Source organism: Paenibacillus sp. Soil787 (assembly GCF_001429545.1).
GTDB lineage: Bacteria > Bacillota > Bacilli > Paenibacillales > NBRC-103111 > Paenibacillus_E.
In genome coordinates this window covers 1-14,933 of the sequence record NZ_LMSP01000032.1, presented here as the reverse complement: position 1 = coordinate 14,933, position 14,933 = coordinate 1, and the positions used below count along the sequence as shown (strand labels likewise).

The window sequence follows — 14,933 nt, the reverse complement described above, 5'->3', positions numbered from 1 at the left end:
AAATATCTCATATATTTAGTAAATAAAACTGCTTTATATCGATAAAATTTAAAATATTTTAGTAAAAACCATTGTGTTTTTAGAAAATAATTAGTAAAATAAAAATGCAGAGAGATTCTACAAACAAATTTGCAAAGACAACTTGCTTACAACGGAATGCATGGTCACGGAAATGTGGTGCCGAGATGAAGGAGGAAATCTTAAAGGATGGTTTTGAAAGCGTAATCATTTTAAACTAATTCATATGAAAGTAGGGGTCGGATTTGAAAAAGACATTGCGAGTTATGTTATCTGCGGCGCTAACGATGAGTGTTGTTGCTGGATGCTCCACACAGAAGGTTGACAACAAAGCAACAGAAACACCAAAAGCTTCAACGGAAACAAAAGTGGAAACAGCAAAAGCCGCAACGAACGAGTTTGGTTGGGAAGTGCCTAGTAAGGCGATTGAGTTTAGTTACTATTATGCTGATTCGATCAACCCAGACAAGACCAAAAAGAATAGCGATTTGATGCATAAATTCTTATTGGAGAAGTTTAACGTCAACATTAATAAAATTACTTTTGATGCTAAGAAAGAAGATAAGTTGAATTTGATGCTTGCTTCAGGCGATTATCCAGAAGTAATTGCCAATATGGACGATGCGACGGTAGCCAAGTGGGTCGCACAAGGTAAAGTGCTTGAAATTGGTCCAATGGTCGACAAGTTAGCGCCGAACGTAAAGACGCAATTGGGCGATCTGTATAAAACATACTTAACGAACGGCAAATTGTATGCCCTTCCAGGTTATTGGGGATCATTGCCAATCCCTGATTTCTCAGCACATATTCGTTATGACTACTGGAAAGAACTTGGGACTCCGAAGTTTGAAACGCCAGATCAATACTATGATGTACTGAAGAAAATTCAGGAGAAGCACCCGAAGAATGATAAAGGTGAAAAGACGTATGCGCTCTCTGGTTTTGCACCGGTTACGGAGAAGATCGTTCCGACACTGGCTGGCATGTGGGGACTGAAAGACGGGAATAAAGTCAGCGCTGACGGCAAGATTACGCATTGGATTAACACGCCAGAAGGTCTTGAGCTTACGCTATTCATGAACAAGATTTATCGCGATGGCTTGCTCGATCCAGATACATTTATTAACAAGTACGAGAACATGAAAGCTAAAATGTCAACGGATCGTGTTATGGGTTTCATTGGCGCATGGTGGATCGGTTGGAATGCAGGACACGAAGTGTGGCAGAAGAGCGATCCTAACTGGAATGAAGAGAAGCGTTTTATGCAAGTGAGCGCCAAAGCTGCGACTGCTGATAAAGCTTACTTGTCAGGGAAAAATTCGCGAAGTACAGGTATGACGGTGATCACGAATAAAGCCAAAAACCCGGAAGAAATTGTGAAATGGTTAAACTACTCTGTGACAGATACCGGTACAAGATTAATCGGCTGGGGAGTTCCGAATACCGACAAATCCGTATGGAACTACAAAGACGGGAAAGCCAGTTTTGTTGAATCACAGAAACAAGCGATTATCGATTCCAAATTTGATTACGATGCTGGTGATCTGCTCGGCATGGATATGTATAATCTGGTTACTAGCCAAGGCATTACAAAGGATGACGGTAAAAGCGCATATTGGTTTGATCAAAACTTCAACGATAATGCGAAATGGAAAAAGATGATGAACGACAATTTGAAAGATACGATTTATGACAATACCGTTGGGGATATCAAAATTCCTGCCAATGACCCGCTGGCAATAACCGATAAGCAAGTGAAAGATTTACTTGAGTCGCAGTGGGCTAAAGCGGTTATGAGCAAGACGGAAGAAGAGAGCCGCAGCAATTACGCAGCCCTGAAAGAAAAGCTGAATGCAGCAGGCTTGGATAAAATCGAGAAATATAAAACCGATGAATACCAAAGAAGATTAAAAGAGTGGAAATAACAATAACGAAAGGAAGGGTCACTCCTTCCTTTCCTTTGTCCGTAGATAAGAAAGTATAAGTTTTATTACACTTCGCGTCATCAGTCTTGACAAACGCGCTCGTCCCTGAGGGACGACGGAGTCGTTTATCCTTGGAATTGTCTCAGTAAATCAAAACAGTCGGATATGGAGGTACTTATGGAGAGCACTGTGCATGAGCTTAATGATTATAGAACAAGTTCTATGGCGAAAAAGACAAAGTTTCAATTGATTAAGAGAAGATTTGTTAGAGAGCGTCAAATATGGATGCTTTGCATCCCCATTCTCGTCTTTATTGCGATCATGCAGTATTTACCTATGTTAGGCGTGATTACAGCCTTCATGAACTACATTCCCGGAACTTCTGTTTTCAAGAGTGAATGGGTAGGCCTACTGCATTTCAAAACGTTCTTTGCATCACCGGATTTCCCCATGCTTATGCGGAATACGCTGGCAATCGGTGGGCTGAATATTTTGTTTGGATTCCCGGCGCCGATTATTTTGGCATTATTGCTAAATGAAGTTCGCAGCAAGTCTTTCCGTAAATTTATTCAATCCACATCTTACTTGCCCTATTTTCTTTCATGGGTTGTCATAGCCAGTATTACGTTTACCTTATTTGGGAATGAAGGAATTTTCAATGAATTTTTACTGCGATTCGGATTCACTGATCAACCTATAGCCTTCCTGGGTGAAGGCGGCAAATATTATTGGGGTATTATCACGGGACTCGGCGTGTGGAAAGCCGTCGGTTGGAATTCCATCATATACCTGTCCGCGATTACGAGTGTTGACCCGGAGCTGTATGATGCAGGGAAGGTGGATGGCCTAGGCAGATTCAAAAGCATGTGGCATATTACGCTGCCAAGCATTCGTCCCACCATTGTCGTATTGTGGATTCTGAGCTTAGGCAGTATTTTTACAGCAGGTCTGGAAGCCCCTCTCTTGATCGGAAATTCTCAGACTAGGGACTATTCGGAAGTCATAGATACGTATGTGTTCACATATGGACTTCAACTCGGCAACTATTCATTTGCAACCGCCATTGAATTGGTCAAATCAATCATTGCAATTAGTTTAGTATTCGGGGCCAATCGCTTTACGAAGAAAGTGATGGATACGTCTATCTACTAGGAGGAGCCTACATGGTCAGTACATTCTCAAATCAATCGCTAGGCGGCAAAATATTCGATGTCTTAAATGTAATGGTTCTATTAATTTTTGGCCTGCTTGTGGTATATCCTTTTTTAAACTTGCTGGCGCTTTCTTTCAATGATGGAACTGATGCTTTGAAAGGCGGTATCTATTTGTGGCCGCGCAAATTATCGTTCAGTGCCTACCAGTTTCTGTTTCAGGATAAGAGACTCCTTTCCAGTTTATCGATTTCCATCATGCGGGTAGTTATCGGTACACTTACCTGTGTGCTTTCGACTGGACTATTGGCTTATATCGTTACAATCAAACATTTCTCCGGAAGAAAGATGATGAAAGTCATCTTTATTATAACGATCTATTTTAGCGGCGGTTTAATTCCAACTTATCTGGTTTTTCTTAACCTCGGATTGACGGATTCATTCAATGTGTATTGGATTCCTGCTATGTTTAATGCGACTTGGATGCTGTATATGGCTTCATATATGGAAAGTATACCTGACTCCTTATACGAATCGGCTAGAATTGATGGTGCAAGCGAGCTTGGCATATTTGTCCGTATCGCGGTACCGGTTTCGATTCCTGTATTTGCTTCGATTGCTATATTCAGTTCGGTAAGCCACTGGAACTATTGGCTGGATACGGTAATCTACAATTCAAGTGGAAACTGGGATACGCTGCCTATTTACTTGAAAAGACTGCTTCTGGAAGTAGAAGCATTCGAAGAGTTAAGAAATCCGTTAGCACTTAGCGAAAAGTTGAGAAATTTATCACCGACTACACTACGTGCCGCATTAACGATGATTGTTACATTACCGATCTTTTTCGTCTATCCGATCATGCAAAAATACTTTGTGGGTGGGCTTACGCTTGGCGCAGTCAAGGGATAATTGTGTTTCGATAAATAAAAGATAAAACGATCAAAATGGAGGAACCATACATGTCAAAAATTACTTTCTTAGGTGCGGGAAGCACCATATTCGCAAAAAATGTTTTAGGGGACTGCATGCTCACGCCGTCGCTTCAAGGTTTTGAACTGGCGCTGTTTGATATCAATGCAGAGCGTTTGAAGGATTCCGAAAATATGCTTAATAACTTGAAGATGACACTCGGGAGCACATGTGCCGTTAAAGCCTATTCCGATCGCAAGGAAGCGTTGCGTGGGGCGGCTTATGTTGTCAATGCGATTCAGGTAGGTGGATACGATCCATGTACCATTACTGATTTTGAAATTCCGAAGAAATACGGCTTGCGGCAAACGATCGCAGATACAATCGGAATTGGTGGGATTTTCCGCAATCTGCGAACAATTCCGGTCATGCTTGACTTTGCTAAAGACATACAGGAAGTATGTCCGGATGCCTTGTTTTTGAACTATACGAATCCGATGGCTGTGTTGACGAGTGTCATGAACACTTATGGCGGTGTCGAGACGGTTGGCTTGTGCCACAGCGTTCAAGTATGCGTTCCTCATATATTCGAACATCTAGGTATGGATCACAATGGCGTGCAGTGGAAAATTGCAGGCATTAATCATATGGCATGGCTGCTGGAAGTCACGAAGGATGGCGTCGACTTATATCCTGAGATCAAACAACGCGCGCACGAGAAACAAAAAGAGAAGCATGATGATATGGTTCGTTTTGAAATGATGCTTCGTTTCGGCTATTACATTACAGAATCGTCCGAGCATAATGCCGAATACCATCCGTATTTCATCAAGCGGCAGTATCCGGAACTTATAGACAGATTTAATATTCTGCTTGACGAATATCCTCGCCGCTGCGTAAACCAAATCGAGCGTTGGAAAACGATGCGGGAAGAGATTGTCAGCAATAAAAACTTGACACATAAGAGGACACTTGAATATGCGTCATACATCTTTGAAGCGATGGAAACGAACAATCCGTTCAAAATTGGCGGAAACGTCATGAACACAGGTTTGATTACCAACCTGCCGAAGGAAGCTTGCGTAGAGGTGCCGTGTCTAGTTGACTCAAGTGGCGTGAATCCGACCTACGTGGGGGATTTGCCTCCTCAATGCGCTGCGCTTAACAGAACGAACATTAATACGCAACTGCTCACGATCGAGGCAGCTATGACTGGGAAGAAAGAACATATTTACCACGCTGCGTTACTGGACCCGCATACGGCTGCTGAATTGTCTATCGACGATACCGTTGCATTGTGCGACGAACTAATTGAAGCACATGGCAGTTGGCTTCCCTCGTTCAAGTAGAAAAAGGAGGGGCAAGCAGCCATGAGCAATCCGATAGGACCACTAACTGAGAATTTGATCAGAAACTCAAATTTTGATGCTGCGAAACAACATTGGCTTTATGATGGTGCGTTTACATACAAGTCAGGCGATAATGTCATTGCCTACTTGGATCCAGGGGCGTCTTACTTGTCCCAAACCGTAACAGTGCCTGCTACAGGGTATTATAAATTACAGGCCTTATTCAACATGGCTGATGAAAACGGTGCGAAGTTCGGCATAAGGTTCCCTGAGGGCAGCGATATCAAAAGTGGTGACGTACCTAAGAGCAGTGTACCTGTGACCCAGACGCTTAATGGCATATTACTGGAAAAAGGTGCTCTTGTTGAAGTGTATTTCACAGGCATTAATGCCAACGAAAAGTGGGTTGAAATTGATGACTCATATTTATTGTATAACACGGGGAATACGAATCCGCTTCCGGGACTTGTCAACATCGTTTCCATCACGGTACTGAATCAGGTCGGTGTTTCGAGGGTAGATGGAACTGCTAAGAAGGTCTCGTTTACAGTGCCTTACGGAACGAATGTGAAAGCAATTGCCCCGCAAATTACGGTTTCAAAGGGCGCTTCTGTCACTCCGCCAACAGGCAGGGTGATGGACTTTACCAACCCGGTTACCTATACGGTCAAAGGCATGAACGGCACGACACAGCTGTGGACAGTGGATTGTGTAGTAGCTGACAAAGAAATCACGATCGATTCATCCAATGCGAAAATCAAAGATGCTTTCAATTGGGCGAAGCCCAAAGCAAAGTCTTATGTAAGAACGGGTAAAGAAGGCCTGATTAATCGGGATGAAACCTTTAGGAACTCACCTGAAATCAAGAATTACATGCCATCCTACTGGGCCGGGTATGCACATCGATACGCCTTCTATTCCAGAGATATGGCTCACCAGATGGCAGGTGCCCATCTACTAGGACTAGATCGAGAAAATTTCTCCATGTTGAAGGCATTTGCTGGAACAGCGAACGAAACGCATGAATGGTACCCAGCATGGGCACTCAATTTCGACGGTTCGATTTTCAAATTGGATTATCGTAACGCTAACAGTTTTGTCAGAGAAGTTCCCGCTGTGTTCGAGCTTGTTGAAAAAGCCTACAGCATGTATTTATGGACCGGCGACAAGAACTATTTGACGGATGAGACGCTTTGGACCTACTACGATAAAGCAATGACGGATTTTATTGCGCTGCATGACGGGCAAATAAAGAACGGAGTCGCTGAAGGAACGGGCATAGGCATTTTCGACGGCGCAGCTTCTTATGATGAACGTAGCGGCGAGGCTGTCGTGGAAGCAGGGGATGGAATCGCATCCCAGTATCAAGCGCTGCTTGCTTATGCCAACTTGTCCAAAGAAAAAGGCGACATGAAAAAGTACCAGGAGTTTAAAGAAAAGGCGCGGGCATTTAAACAATACTTTAACACGGACTGGGGAGTCAAAGGAATTGAGTCCGGTTATGTGCGTGGCTATGAAGCGGGCGGCAAAGCTTACAGCAGCTTCGGAAAAGAAGCGAGCTGGTTCATGCCGATGAAGCAAATTACCGAAGCCGGCGAGCGGACTGATCAATTCCTTGCGCTGATCGACAGCATGAGTGAGACCCCTGGACAGGCGCCGGTAAATATTGAAGCATTCACGTACCTGCCGGATACCTTTTTCCCTTATGGAAAAAATGAACTCGGTTGGAAGTGGATGAAGTATATCATCGACAGGTTAAACGAACCGCATGAGATAAGCAGCCAAGGGACAAACGGCGATTATCCGGAAGTTTCTTATACGTTAATCAGCCAAACGGTGGAAGGATTGATGGGAATGACTCCGAATGCGCCGCAAAACAAGTTGTCTACCCTATCCCGTTTGCCGCAAGACATTCAGTGGCTGGAACTGAACCATATTTCTCTGGGAGATCACGATGTCTACTTGAGACACGACGGTGCGACGAAGAGTACTTTACGAAACAATTCCGGTACTAAAGGGATCAATTGGGAAGCGCAGTTTGCTGGTTCTTACCGTTATATCCAAGTGAATGGGTCGGCAATACCGGCCGAAGCTAAAACCGTTAACGGTGTTACGGTTAGCTACGCAGAAGTCAAAGTGCCAATAGGGCATAGTGTCACTGCAGTACCGTCAAATAAAAAGGGCAGGCACGATCAGAATGATCAAGATGATCAAGATGATCAGTAAGTTCGCGGTGAATGTGCAGACGATTAAGCAAAGAAAGCTGCTGATAATTAGTTTATCAGCAGCTTTTTTGGTAGATAAGCGTATATTTTGGTTACAGGGCAAGAGCTATTCCCCCTTTACATTTGAATACTTGCGTGATTCGTTCCGCAGGACTCCGGAAGATACAGAGTCGACACCATATCCTATCCATATGTCGGATCGAATCAGCGCATGAATACTATAAGGAATGAGTGCGACTGGGAGAGGGTGTCTCAGTGGCCGCATGGACTCCTTAGTTGACCAGCAATGCCGTGCCGAGCTCCTTCATTCAGCTGAATTGTGATGGGGAGGATGGGGTAGAATGTTGTCCATATATGCTATAATAATTGGGAATAGAAAGGGATATATAAGGTGCGTAAGTCTGGAAATCAAGGAGCGGTGGACAATGGAGCAGGATTTTATAGAAATAGTTGGAGCAAGGGAAAACAATCTCAAAAATGTTAGCTTGAAGATTCCAAAAAGAAAGATAACTATTTTTACAGGGGTATCGGGATCTGGTAAGTCCTCCCTTGTTTTTGAGACGATGGCACAGGAGGCGGGAAGGCAGTTAAACGAGACGTTCAGCAACTATGCTCGGCAGTTCTTGCCCAAATACAGTCAGCCCGATGTGGATTCTGTCAAAAATTTATCTACGGCTATCGTTGTCGATCAAAAAAGACTTGGCGGCAATTCCCGCTCAACGCTTGGAACGATAACAGACATCAACTCGTTGCTTCGTTTGCTGTTTTCCCGCTTTGGGAAGCCCTATATCGGTCATGCGAACCATTTTTCCTTTAACGATCCTAGCGGCATGTGCATGGAATGCGAAGGTATCGGCAAAATCGTTACACTGAACGTTGACGCAGCGATCGATAAAGAGAAATCCTTGAATGAAGGCGCCATTCTTCTTCCAGGCTTTACAGTCGGTACATGGATGTGGAAAATGTATGCCAACCAAGGTTATTTTGATTGTGACAAGAAAATTAAAGATTATTTAGAAGAAGAGTATTATAAACTTGTTCATGCCAAACCTGAGAAGGTTACGCTAAACTTTCTCGATGGAGAAATGAATTCCACCTATGAAGGTCTGGTCGAGCGATTTACAAGACAGAATATTAAGACAGAGAGAGAAAAATCGGAAGCCAATCAGAAAAAAATGGAAAAATTTACGACAACCTGCACTTGCCCCAGTTGCGGAGGAAAACGATATAACGAGGAAGCGCTTTCGTCCACAATAATGGGTTATTCCATTTGCGATCTTACCGAAATGCAGGTTGACGAACTGATTGAGGTTCTTCAAGGTTTCGAGGAGAAAGCGGCAGCTCCGATTGTAAAAAGTGTGGTAGAACGGCTACAAAACCTTGAAGACATCGGGCTTGATTATGTGAATCTCACGCGCGAAACCGCTACACTTTCCGGTGGAGAATCGCAACGGGTGAAAATGGTCAAAAATCTTACAAGCAGCCTGACAGATGTGATGTATATTTTTGATGAACCGAGCATTGGCCTACATCCAAGAGATGTTCACAGACTCAATGAGTTGTTGATTAAGCTTCGTGACAAGGGTAACACGGTAATTGTTGTCGAGCATGATCCGGATGTTATAAAGATAGCGGATTATATCGTTGACGTCGGTCCCAATGCAGGGGCAAACGGAGGACAAGTCGTGTATTCGGGAGCTTTTGAAGGTCTGCTAAGTTCAGGCACATTAACTGGACAATACTTCGGTAAAAGCATTCCGATTAAAAATAGTGTTCGTGAACCTAAGGAGTTTTTTGAAAGCTCAAAAAGCAATCTCCATAATTTAAAACATGTTAGCTTGCGTATACCTAAAGCATTGCTCACAGTCGTAACAGGCGTTGCGGGTTCGGGGAAAAGTACATTGGTCAATGAGGTTTTTGCCAAAGAATTCAGCGAAGCCATCAGAATAGATCAAAGCGCCGTAAGCGCAAATATCCGCTCGAATCCTGCTACATTTACAGGAGTGATGGATTACATCCGCCAATGCTTTGCTGCTGAAAACAATGTCAGTGCCGGGTTGTTCAGTTATAATTCCGAAGGTGGCTGCGAGGCGTGCAAAGGAACCGGAACCATAGAAATTAATCTGTCCTTTATGGATACGATTGATGTTCCGTGTGAGGAATGCGGGGGGAAACGGTTCAAACAGGAAGTTTTACAGTATGCATACAAGGGTAAAAGCATCGTTGATATTATGGAAATGACGATTGCGGAAGCAGTCAATTTTTTTGAGTCAAAAGAAATACAAAGCAAGCTGAGAAGCATAGTTGATGTCGGGCTGCACTACATGACGCTGGGGCAGCCGCTTAACACGCTTTCCGGAGGAGAATGCCAGCGTTTAAAGCTCGCGAAGGAGTTTAATAAAAAAGGCAACATCTATATTTTGGACGAACCGACGACGGGGCTCCATATGTCAGATATAAAAAGTATACTTGCGATTATTGATAAGCTTGTAAACAAGGGAAATACAGTAATCGTTATTGAACATAACCTTGATGTAATAAAAAATGCCGACTGGATAGTCGATTTAGGTCCTGACGGAGGAACACGAGGCGGAGAAATATTGTTTGAAGGAACGCCGTCGGAGCTATTGAAATGTACGCGGTCTATTACTGCAAGGTTTATATAATACGGCGGATCAAATAGTGTTTGGCGGTTAAAAGCCCATGTTACTTCGGTAACATAGGCTTTTTTGGCATAGTTTAACTGCTTTATCCAGCCTTCAATATGGAAAGGAAAACATAATACAAAATAACGATATTGTCATTTTGTTTTTGATGCTTGATGTGATATCATGGAATGATTAGAGAGGGGGGGAGCAACATGTCCAATGATCTTCCACTAACGAAGGAAGCCATATTAGACGCGGCGGAACAGGTGTTGCGGCGTTATGGACCTGACAAAACCTCCGTTGTCGATGTGGCTCGAGCACTTCAAGTTAGCCACGGCACGCTTTATCGACACTTTGCAAGTAAAGCCTCATTACGAGAGGCAGTAACCGAGCGGTGGCTGCACAAAATCATTATAGATCCATTGGAGTCTATTGCGGTCCAGTCTGGCGGCAGTGCTGCAGAGCGTTTGCGCACGTGGTTTGAAACCCTGATCCATACAAAGAAGGCCTATGCAATCAATGATTCCGAAATGTTTGCCATGTACGCGGCAGTTACATTAGATGCAGTCGAAATAATAAATACGCATGTCAATCAATTAATCGATCAGGTTGCCCGCATTATTGAAGAAGGAATGAAGTCCAAGGAGTTCAAAGCCGCTGAACCAATAGTTACGGCGAGAGCTATTTTTACTGCTACTTCGCGTTTTCATCATCCTGCACATGCGAAAGAGTGGTCAACAGATACAATTGAACAGGAATTTGCTTCGGTTTGGGATATACTTCTTTCCGGAATCTCCTAGCAGATGAATGTGCAAATAAAGCCCTTCTGATGAAAGTAATCAGAAGGGCTTCTTGCTTTTGAATAGGAAGCTGATAGTCTCTGGAATTCGAAGGAACCCATTTTACCCTAGCATCCGCTTGATCTCATCCGCAATAAGTCGTACACCGGCTTCGATCCGCTCTTCAGATACTTGCGTTACGCTAAGACTTAACAAATGCTCGGAATCAAACGCAGGTAAGAAATAAGGTTCGAGGTTCTGCACAATAACACGCTTCTTACGCAATCTGTCCACCAGGGTTGGAATGTGCAGATGAGCCGGGACGATGATATGGGTGTACACACCCGAAATCACCTCGGATGGAGCTAGGTAGGCGGAGTTACTATTTGCAAGCAAAGATTTATTCAGATGCATTAATCTACGCGAATAGGAATCTCTGATTTTACGCTTGCGCCGTTCAAACATACCACTCTGAATATAAACTTCTAATGCTGCTTGCGAGAGCATGGAACTGTCGATGTCCGACAATTTCTTGTAGTTGCTGAACGTGTCCGTGAGGTCTGTAGGAAGGACGGCTGCGCCCACTCGTAATCCTGGAAACAAGATCTTAGAGTAACTTTTTAAATAAACAACATGAGTTGAAGCATAAGCGAAGATGGGGTCAGATTTCGAATCATTCTCCAAGTCAGCCAGATAATCATCTTCAACGATGTAGACGTCATAGCGTTTGGCTAATCGGGCAATTGCTTTCTTCGTTTGTTCCGTATAAGAACTCCCCAATGGATTATGGAAGCGGGGCATGGTATAGAAGAATTTAATATCCTCTGTACGGAACAAGCGCTCTAATTCATCTAGGTCGATGCCGCTGGCTGTTCTTATGATGCCAAACGTAGGGATTTGATAAATTTCTAAAAGGCGTATAAACAAATAATAACTCGGTTGTTCAAGCAATACGCCTCGTTTTCCATTTGGAAAAGGCATCAAAGCCAAGACGGATAAGGCTTGCTGCACGCCTGATGTAACGTGTATGTTGTTTGGATTCGTGAACACCTGATAGTTGGCCAAATGCTTGGTTAACACCTTTAATAACGAAGGCAATCCTTGCGGGGTCCCGTACACGAACAGTTCATTCTTATAGGTATCAATCGCTTTATTTATACAATGTTTAAAATCCAAATAAGGAAACAGCTCCGGGTCTGGGGCACCTGAAGAGAAATCATAAACCAAGTGTTCCGCTGGATGGAAGGCATCTGTTCTCTTTTGTACCGCATAATACCCGCTTTGGGGGATGGAGTAAATGAGATGACGCTTCTCAAGCTCCGTATAGGCACGAATGACTGTGCTCTTATTGCAAGAATAGGTGATAGACAGCTCCCTTATTGAGGGAAGCTTTTGTCCGGATCGTATATGTCCATCCTCAATTTGCCGTTCAATATCATTGAAAATATGAGAGTATTTATGCAAAAACAATTCCCCCGCCCTTTAAGTGTACCGGTACAGTTGGTTGGTAAAATGATTGTAGTGCGACAGTATCCGTTCTATGCTTATTACCAACAGCCGGCCGGCACCATTACCAATAAAGTACCATAAATCCGTTAGGAAGTGGGGGGAAATATGGATAATCGAAAAGGAATCAAACGTGCCTATATATTTGCCATACTAAACGCGGTGATCATTGGATGTTCTTTCTTGTTTGCCAAAATAGCTCTTGATCAAGCTCAGCCACTTGATACGCTCACCTATCGTTTTGCTGTTTCTTTTGCAGTCTTATCCATCCCGGTTGCTCTTGGCTTCGTTAAGCTGAATTACCGTGGAAAGCCGCTCTTCAAAGCGCTGTTACTAGCATCAACCTATCCATTGGGATTCTTTACACTTCAAGCGTATGGGCTGCAGCATACCTCTTCGGCAGAGGGAGGCATTCTGTACGCATTCACGCCGATTGTAACGATGGTATTTGCTTCATTATTTCTGAAGGAAGGAACAAACATCTTGCAGAAACTATCGATTTTCCTCTCTGTATTCGGCGTCCTATTTATTTTCATCATGAAGGGGAGCACGCTAAATTGGTCAAACGTGACGGGGATCATCCTTTTGGTTCTTACTTGTGTAGCTTTTGCTGGATACAGTGTTCTGGCCCGATCGCTTTCGAAACAGTTTAGCCCAGTGGAGATCAGTTATTTTATGCTCGGTATCGGATTTGCTACCTTTCTTGTTATTTCGCTTACTAGTCACGCTAGTGCGGGGACAATTGATGCCTTTTTTTCGCCGCTGTCTAAAGCGTCATTTATTGTGGCCATTCTCTTCCTAGGCTTATTATCCTCACTGGTGACGGCTTTGACTGGCAACTATGTCTTGTCCAAGATAGAAGCCTCCAAAATGAGCGTGTTCACTAATTTATCAACTATAGTCTCCATTGCTGCAGGGGCCCTTTTTCTTGGGGATAAAGTGACGGTGTATCACTTGATCGGCTCTGTGATGATCCTAGCAGGGGTGATAGGGACGCAATATTTGGGACGATATAAAGTGGCTTTGCCAAAAGTTGAAGCTGATCGTGTAAATGGATAAAGAGTGAATGGAATATAGGAAAGTTGCTGTTATGTTATTATGTCCCGCGCTAAAGTAGAAACATTCGAGTTCTAGGGAATCCTTTCCTAGCTATGATGAGATTCTGGAGAAGCTTCTATATAAGCAAGGTAGTTGCTGCACGCTATGACGCCGCGAGGCGTCTTTTTTCGTTTTCTCTAAAAAGTGACAGGGAATAGTTTTTAATAATTAGATCGTTACATACAATTAGGTAAAGTATAAGTTGGGAAAGGGGCACGAGCTGATGGATCAAACGTTATTTGAGCATCGATTTTGGCTGCAAATTTTAGGGGATCATGCGAGGTTTATTTATAATTCCCTTGCGCCTGTGGAGCTCAAAGATATTGCTATCGCCCATTCTTACATAAACCAATACGATCAACTTCTCGATCAAGCGCGAATGAATGAAGTTAACAATTTGGCTCAAATTAACAAACAAGCTTACGATTTAACGGCAAATTTACGCGAATATAAGCTGAATCTTTTAGATCGTCTTTTACTCGGCCAAATAAAGATTGGGCTAACCCCTACTTTTATCAATCATATGGTGAATGAGCTTGAGGAGTACTTCAGAATACTCTCAGCGCTCATGGAGGGTAAGCCAGTCCCAAGATATGCTCCTTTGCATCATGATTTGCTTTGGCTGAACGATGCTGCTGGTCATGCGGCAGCTATTGCCGTGGATTTGGATGCCGTAGAGAAGAGATTAATCAAGAAGAGCGAGCACTTCGAGAAGAATTTCAATGAGTTTTATTTAAAAGCGATTGAACTTACAGGTTATTTACGTACGTTGCGAGCCAATTATCCTTCATTTATCAAATTCCATTCAGATATTAATATGGAAATGTCCATATTCATGGCTTTCTTGAAAGAAGTCGAGGAGCTTGGTTTAAGTGCAGAGCTGTTATCGCGGATTAACCCTCTCGTACCGGATCATATGTTTCGAGAAGAGTGCTACTATTTATTGAAGTTGTCTCAAAGCGGAGTTGTTCCCCCGCAGAATTGTGATCCCACAAAGCCTAAGGTTATGTAGTTCCTATAAAAAACTCGATAAGAAGACGATAGGAAGACGAAGAAAAAGGGCAGTTCCTAATTGGAATCTGCCTTTTTAGTTTATATTTAAAAAAACTTTTGAATTGGAAAAATAAAACATTGCATTGCATTTGATAACCATGGTATATTATCACTCCGGCCGCAAGACAGGCTGGTGAAAGTAACTAGAAAAAAACTAGTTGCAAAATAAAAAACAGTATGGTATATTACTTCTCGCTGCTTCGGTAACACGGCAGTGAACGAAAGAAATTGATCTTTGAAAACTGAACAACGAGTGAGTAAGCACGAACGAG

At 43.2% G+C, this 14,933-nt stretch carries 11 protein-coding genes; 10 read left to right on the top strand and 1 reads right to left on the bottom strand.

Annotation, left to right across the window (positions count from 1 at the left end; all coding sequences use genetic code 11):
* Nucleotides 1-263: 263 nt before the first annotated feature.
* The 8 genes from ASG93_RS23675 (at nucleotide 264) to ASG93_RS23640 (ending at nucleotide 11,025) form a co-directional block, all read left to right on the top strand.
* Nucleotides 264-1,943: a hypothetical protein gene (locus tag ASG93_RS23675; protein WP_056835885.1), complete on the top strand. Its 1,680-nt coding sequence runs from the start codon at nucleotides 264-266 to the stop codon at nucleotides 1,941-1,943.
* 177 nt (nucleotides 1,944-2,120) lie between these two features.
* Nucleotides 2,121-3,095, top strand: coding sequence for an ABC transporter permease (locus tag ASG93_RS23670; RefSeq protein WP_063891952.1), 975 nt, complete (start codon nucleotides 2,121-2,123; stop codon nucleotides 3,093-3,095).
* Nucleotides 3,096-3,106: 11 nt separating this feature from the next.
* The gene (locus ASG93_RS23665; RefSeq protein ID WP_056835883.1) at nucleotides 3,107-4,003 is read left to right on the top strand and encodes a carbohydrate ABC transporter permease; all 897 of its coding nucleotides are present in this window, start codon (nucleotides 3,107-3,109) and stop codon (nucleotides 4,001-4,003) included.
* Between the two features lie 50 nt (nucleotides 4,004-4,053).
* Nucleotides 4,054-5,352 (top strand): alpha-glucosidase/alpha-galactosidase, encoded by a 1,299-nt coding sequence (locus ASG93_RS23660; RefSeq protein ID WP_056835881.1) that lies wholly within the window; start codon nucleotides 4,054-4,056, stop codon nucleotides 5,350-5,352.
* Nucleotides 5,353-5,373: 21 nt separating this feature from the next.
* Nucleotides 5,374-7,578, top strand: a complete 2,205-nt coding sequence (locus ASG93_RS23655; RefSeq protein WP_056835879.1) for a hypothetical protein — start codon at nucleotides 5,374-5,376, stop codon at nucleotides 7,576-7,578.
* Entirely contained in the window at nucleotides 7,550-7,792 is a 243-nt protein-coding gene (locus tag ASG93_RS23650; protein WP_156411014.1) for a hypothetical protein, read from the top strand. The genes ASG93_RS23655 and ASG93_RS23650 overlap by 29 nt, the downstream gene beginning before the upstream one ends.
* Nucleotides 7,793-8,002: 210 nt before the next feature.
* Entirely contained in the window at nucleotides 8,003-10,243 is a 2,241-nt protein-coding gene (locus ASG93_RS23645) for an ATP-binding cassette domain-containing protein (protein WP_056835876.1), read from the top strand.
* Between the two features lie 194 nt (nucleotides 10,244-10,437).
* Nucleotides 10,438-11,025, top strand: a complete 588-nt coding sequence (locus tag ASG93_RS23640) for a TetR family transcriptional regulator (protein WP_056835874.1) — start codon at nucleotides 10,438-10,440, stop codon at nucleotides 11,023-11,025.
* 102 nt (nucleotides 11,026-11,127) lie between these two features.
* On the opposite strand, the gene ASG93_RS23635 is transcribed toward ASG93_RS23640, so the two are convergent.
* The gene (locus tag ASG93_RS23635; RefSeq protein ID WP_056835872.1) at nucleotides 11,128-12,468 is read right to left on the bottom strand and encodes a PLP-dependent aminotransferase family protein; all 1,341 of its coding nucleotides are present in this window, start codon (nucleotides 12,466-12,468) and stop codon (nucleotides 11,128-11,130) included.
* A gap of 150 nt (nucleotides 12,469-12,618) precedes the next feature.
* Between ASG93_RS23635 and ASG93_RS23630 the strand changes: the two genes are divergently transcribed.
* Nucleotides 12,619-13,569, top strand: a complete 951-nt coding sequence (locus ASG93_RS23630; RefSeq protein ID WP_056835870.1) for a DMT family transporter — start codon at nucleotides 12,619-12,621, stop codon at nucleotides 13,567-13,569.
* Between the two features lie 262 nt (nucleotides 13,570-13,831).
* Nucleotides 13,832-14,620 carry a DUF2935 domain-containing protein gene (locus ASG93_RS23625; RefSeq protein ID WP_056835868.1) on the top strand — a complete coding sequence of 263 codons (789 nt, stop codon included), beginning with the start codon at nucleotides 13,832-13,834 and terminating at the stop codon, nucleotides 14,618-14,620.
* The last annotated feature ends 313 nt before the right edge of the window (nucleotides 14,621-14,933 follow it).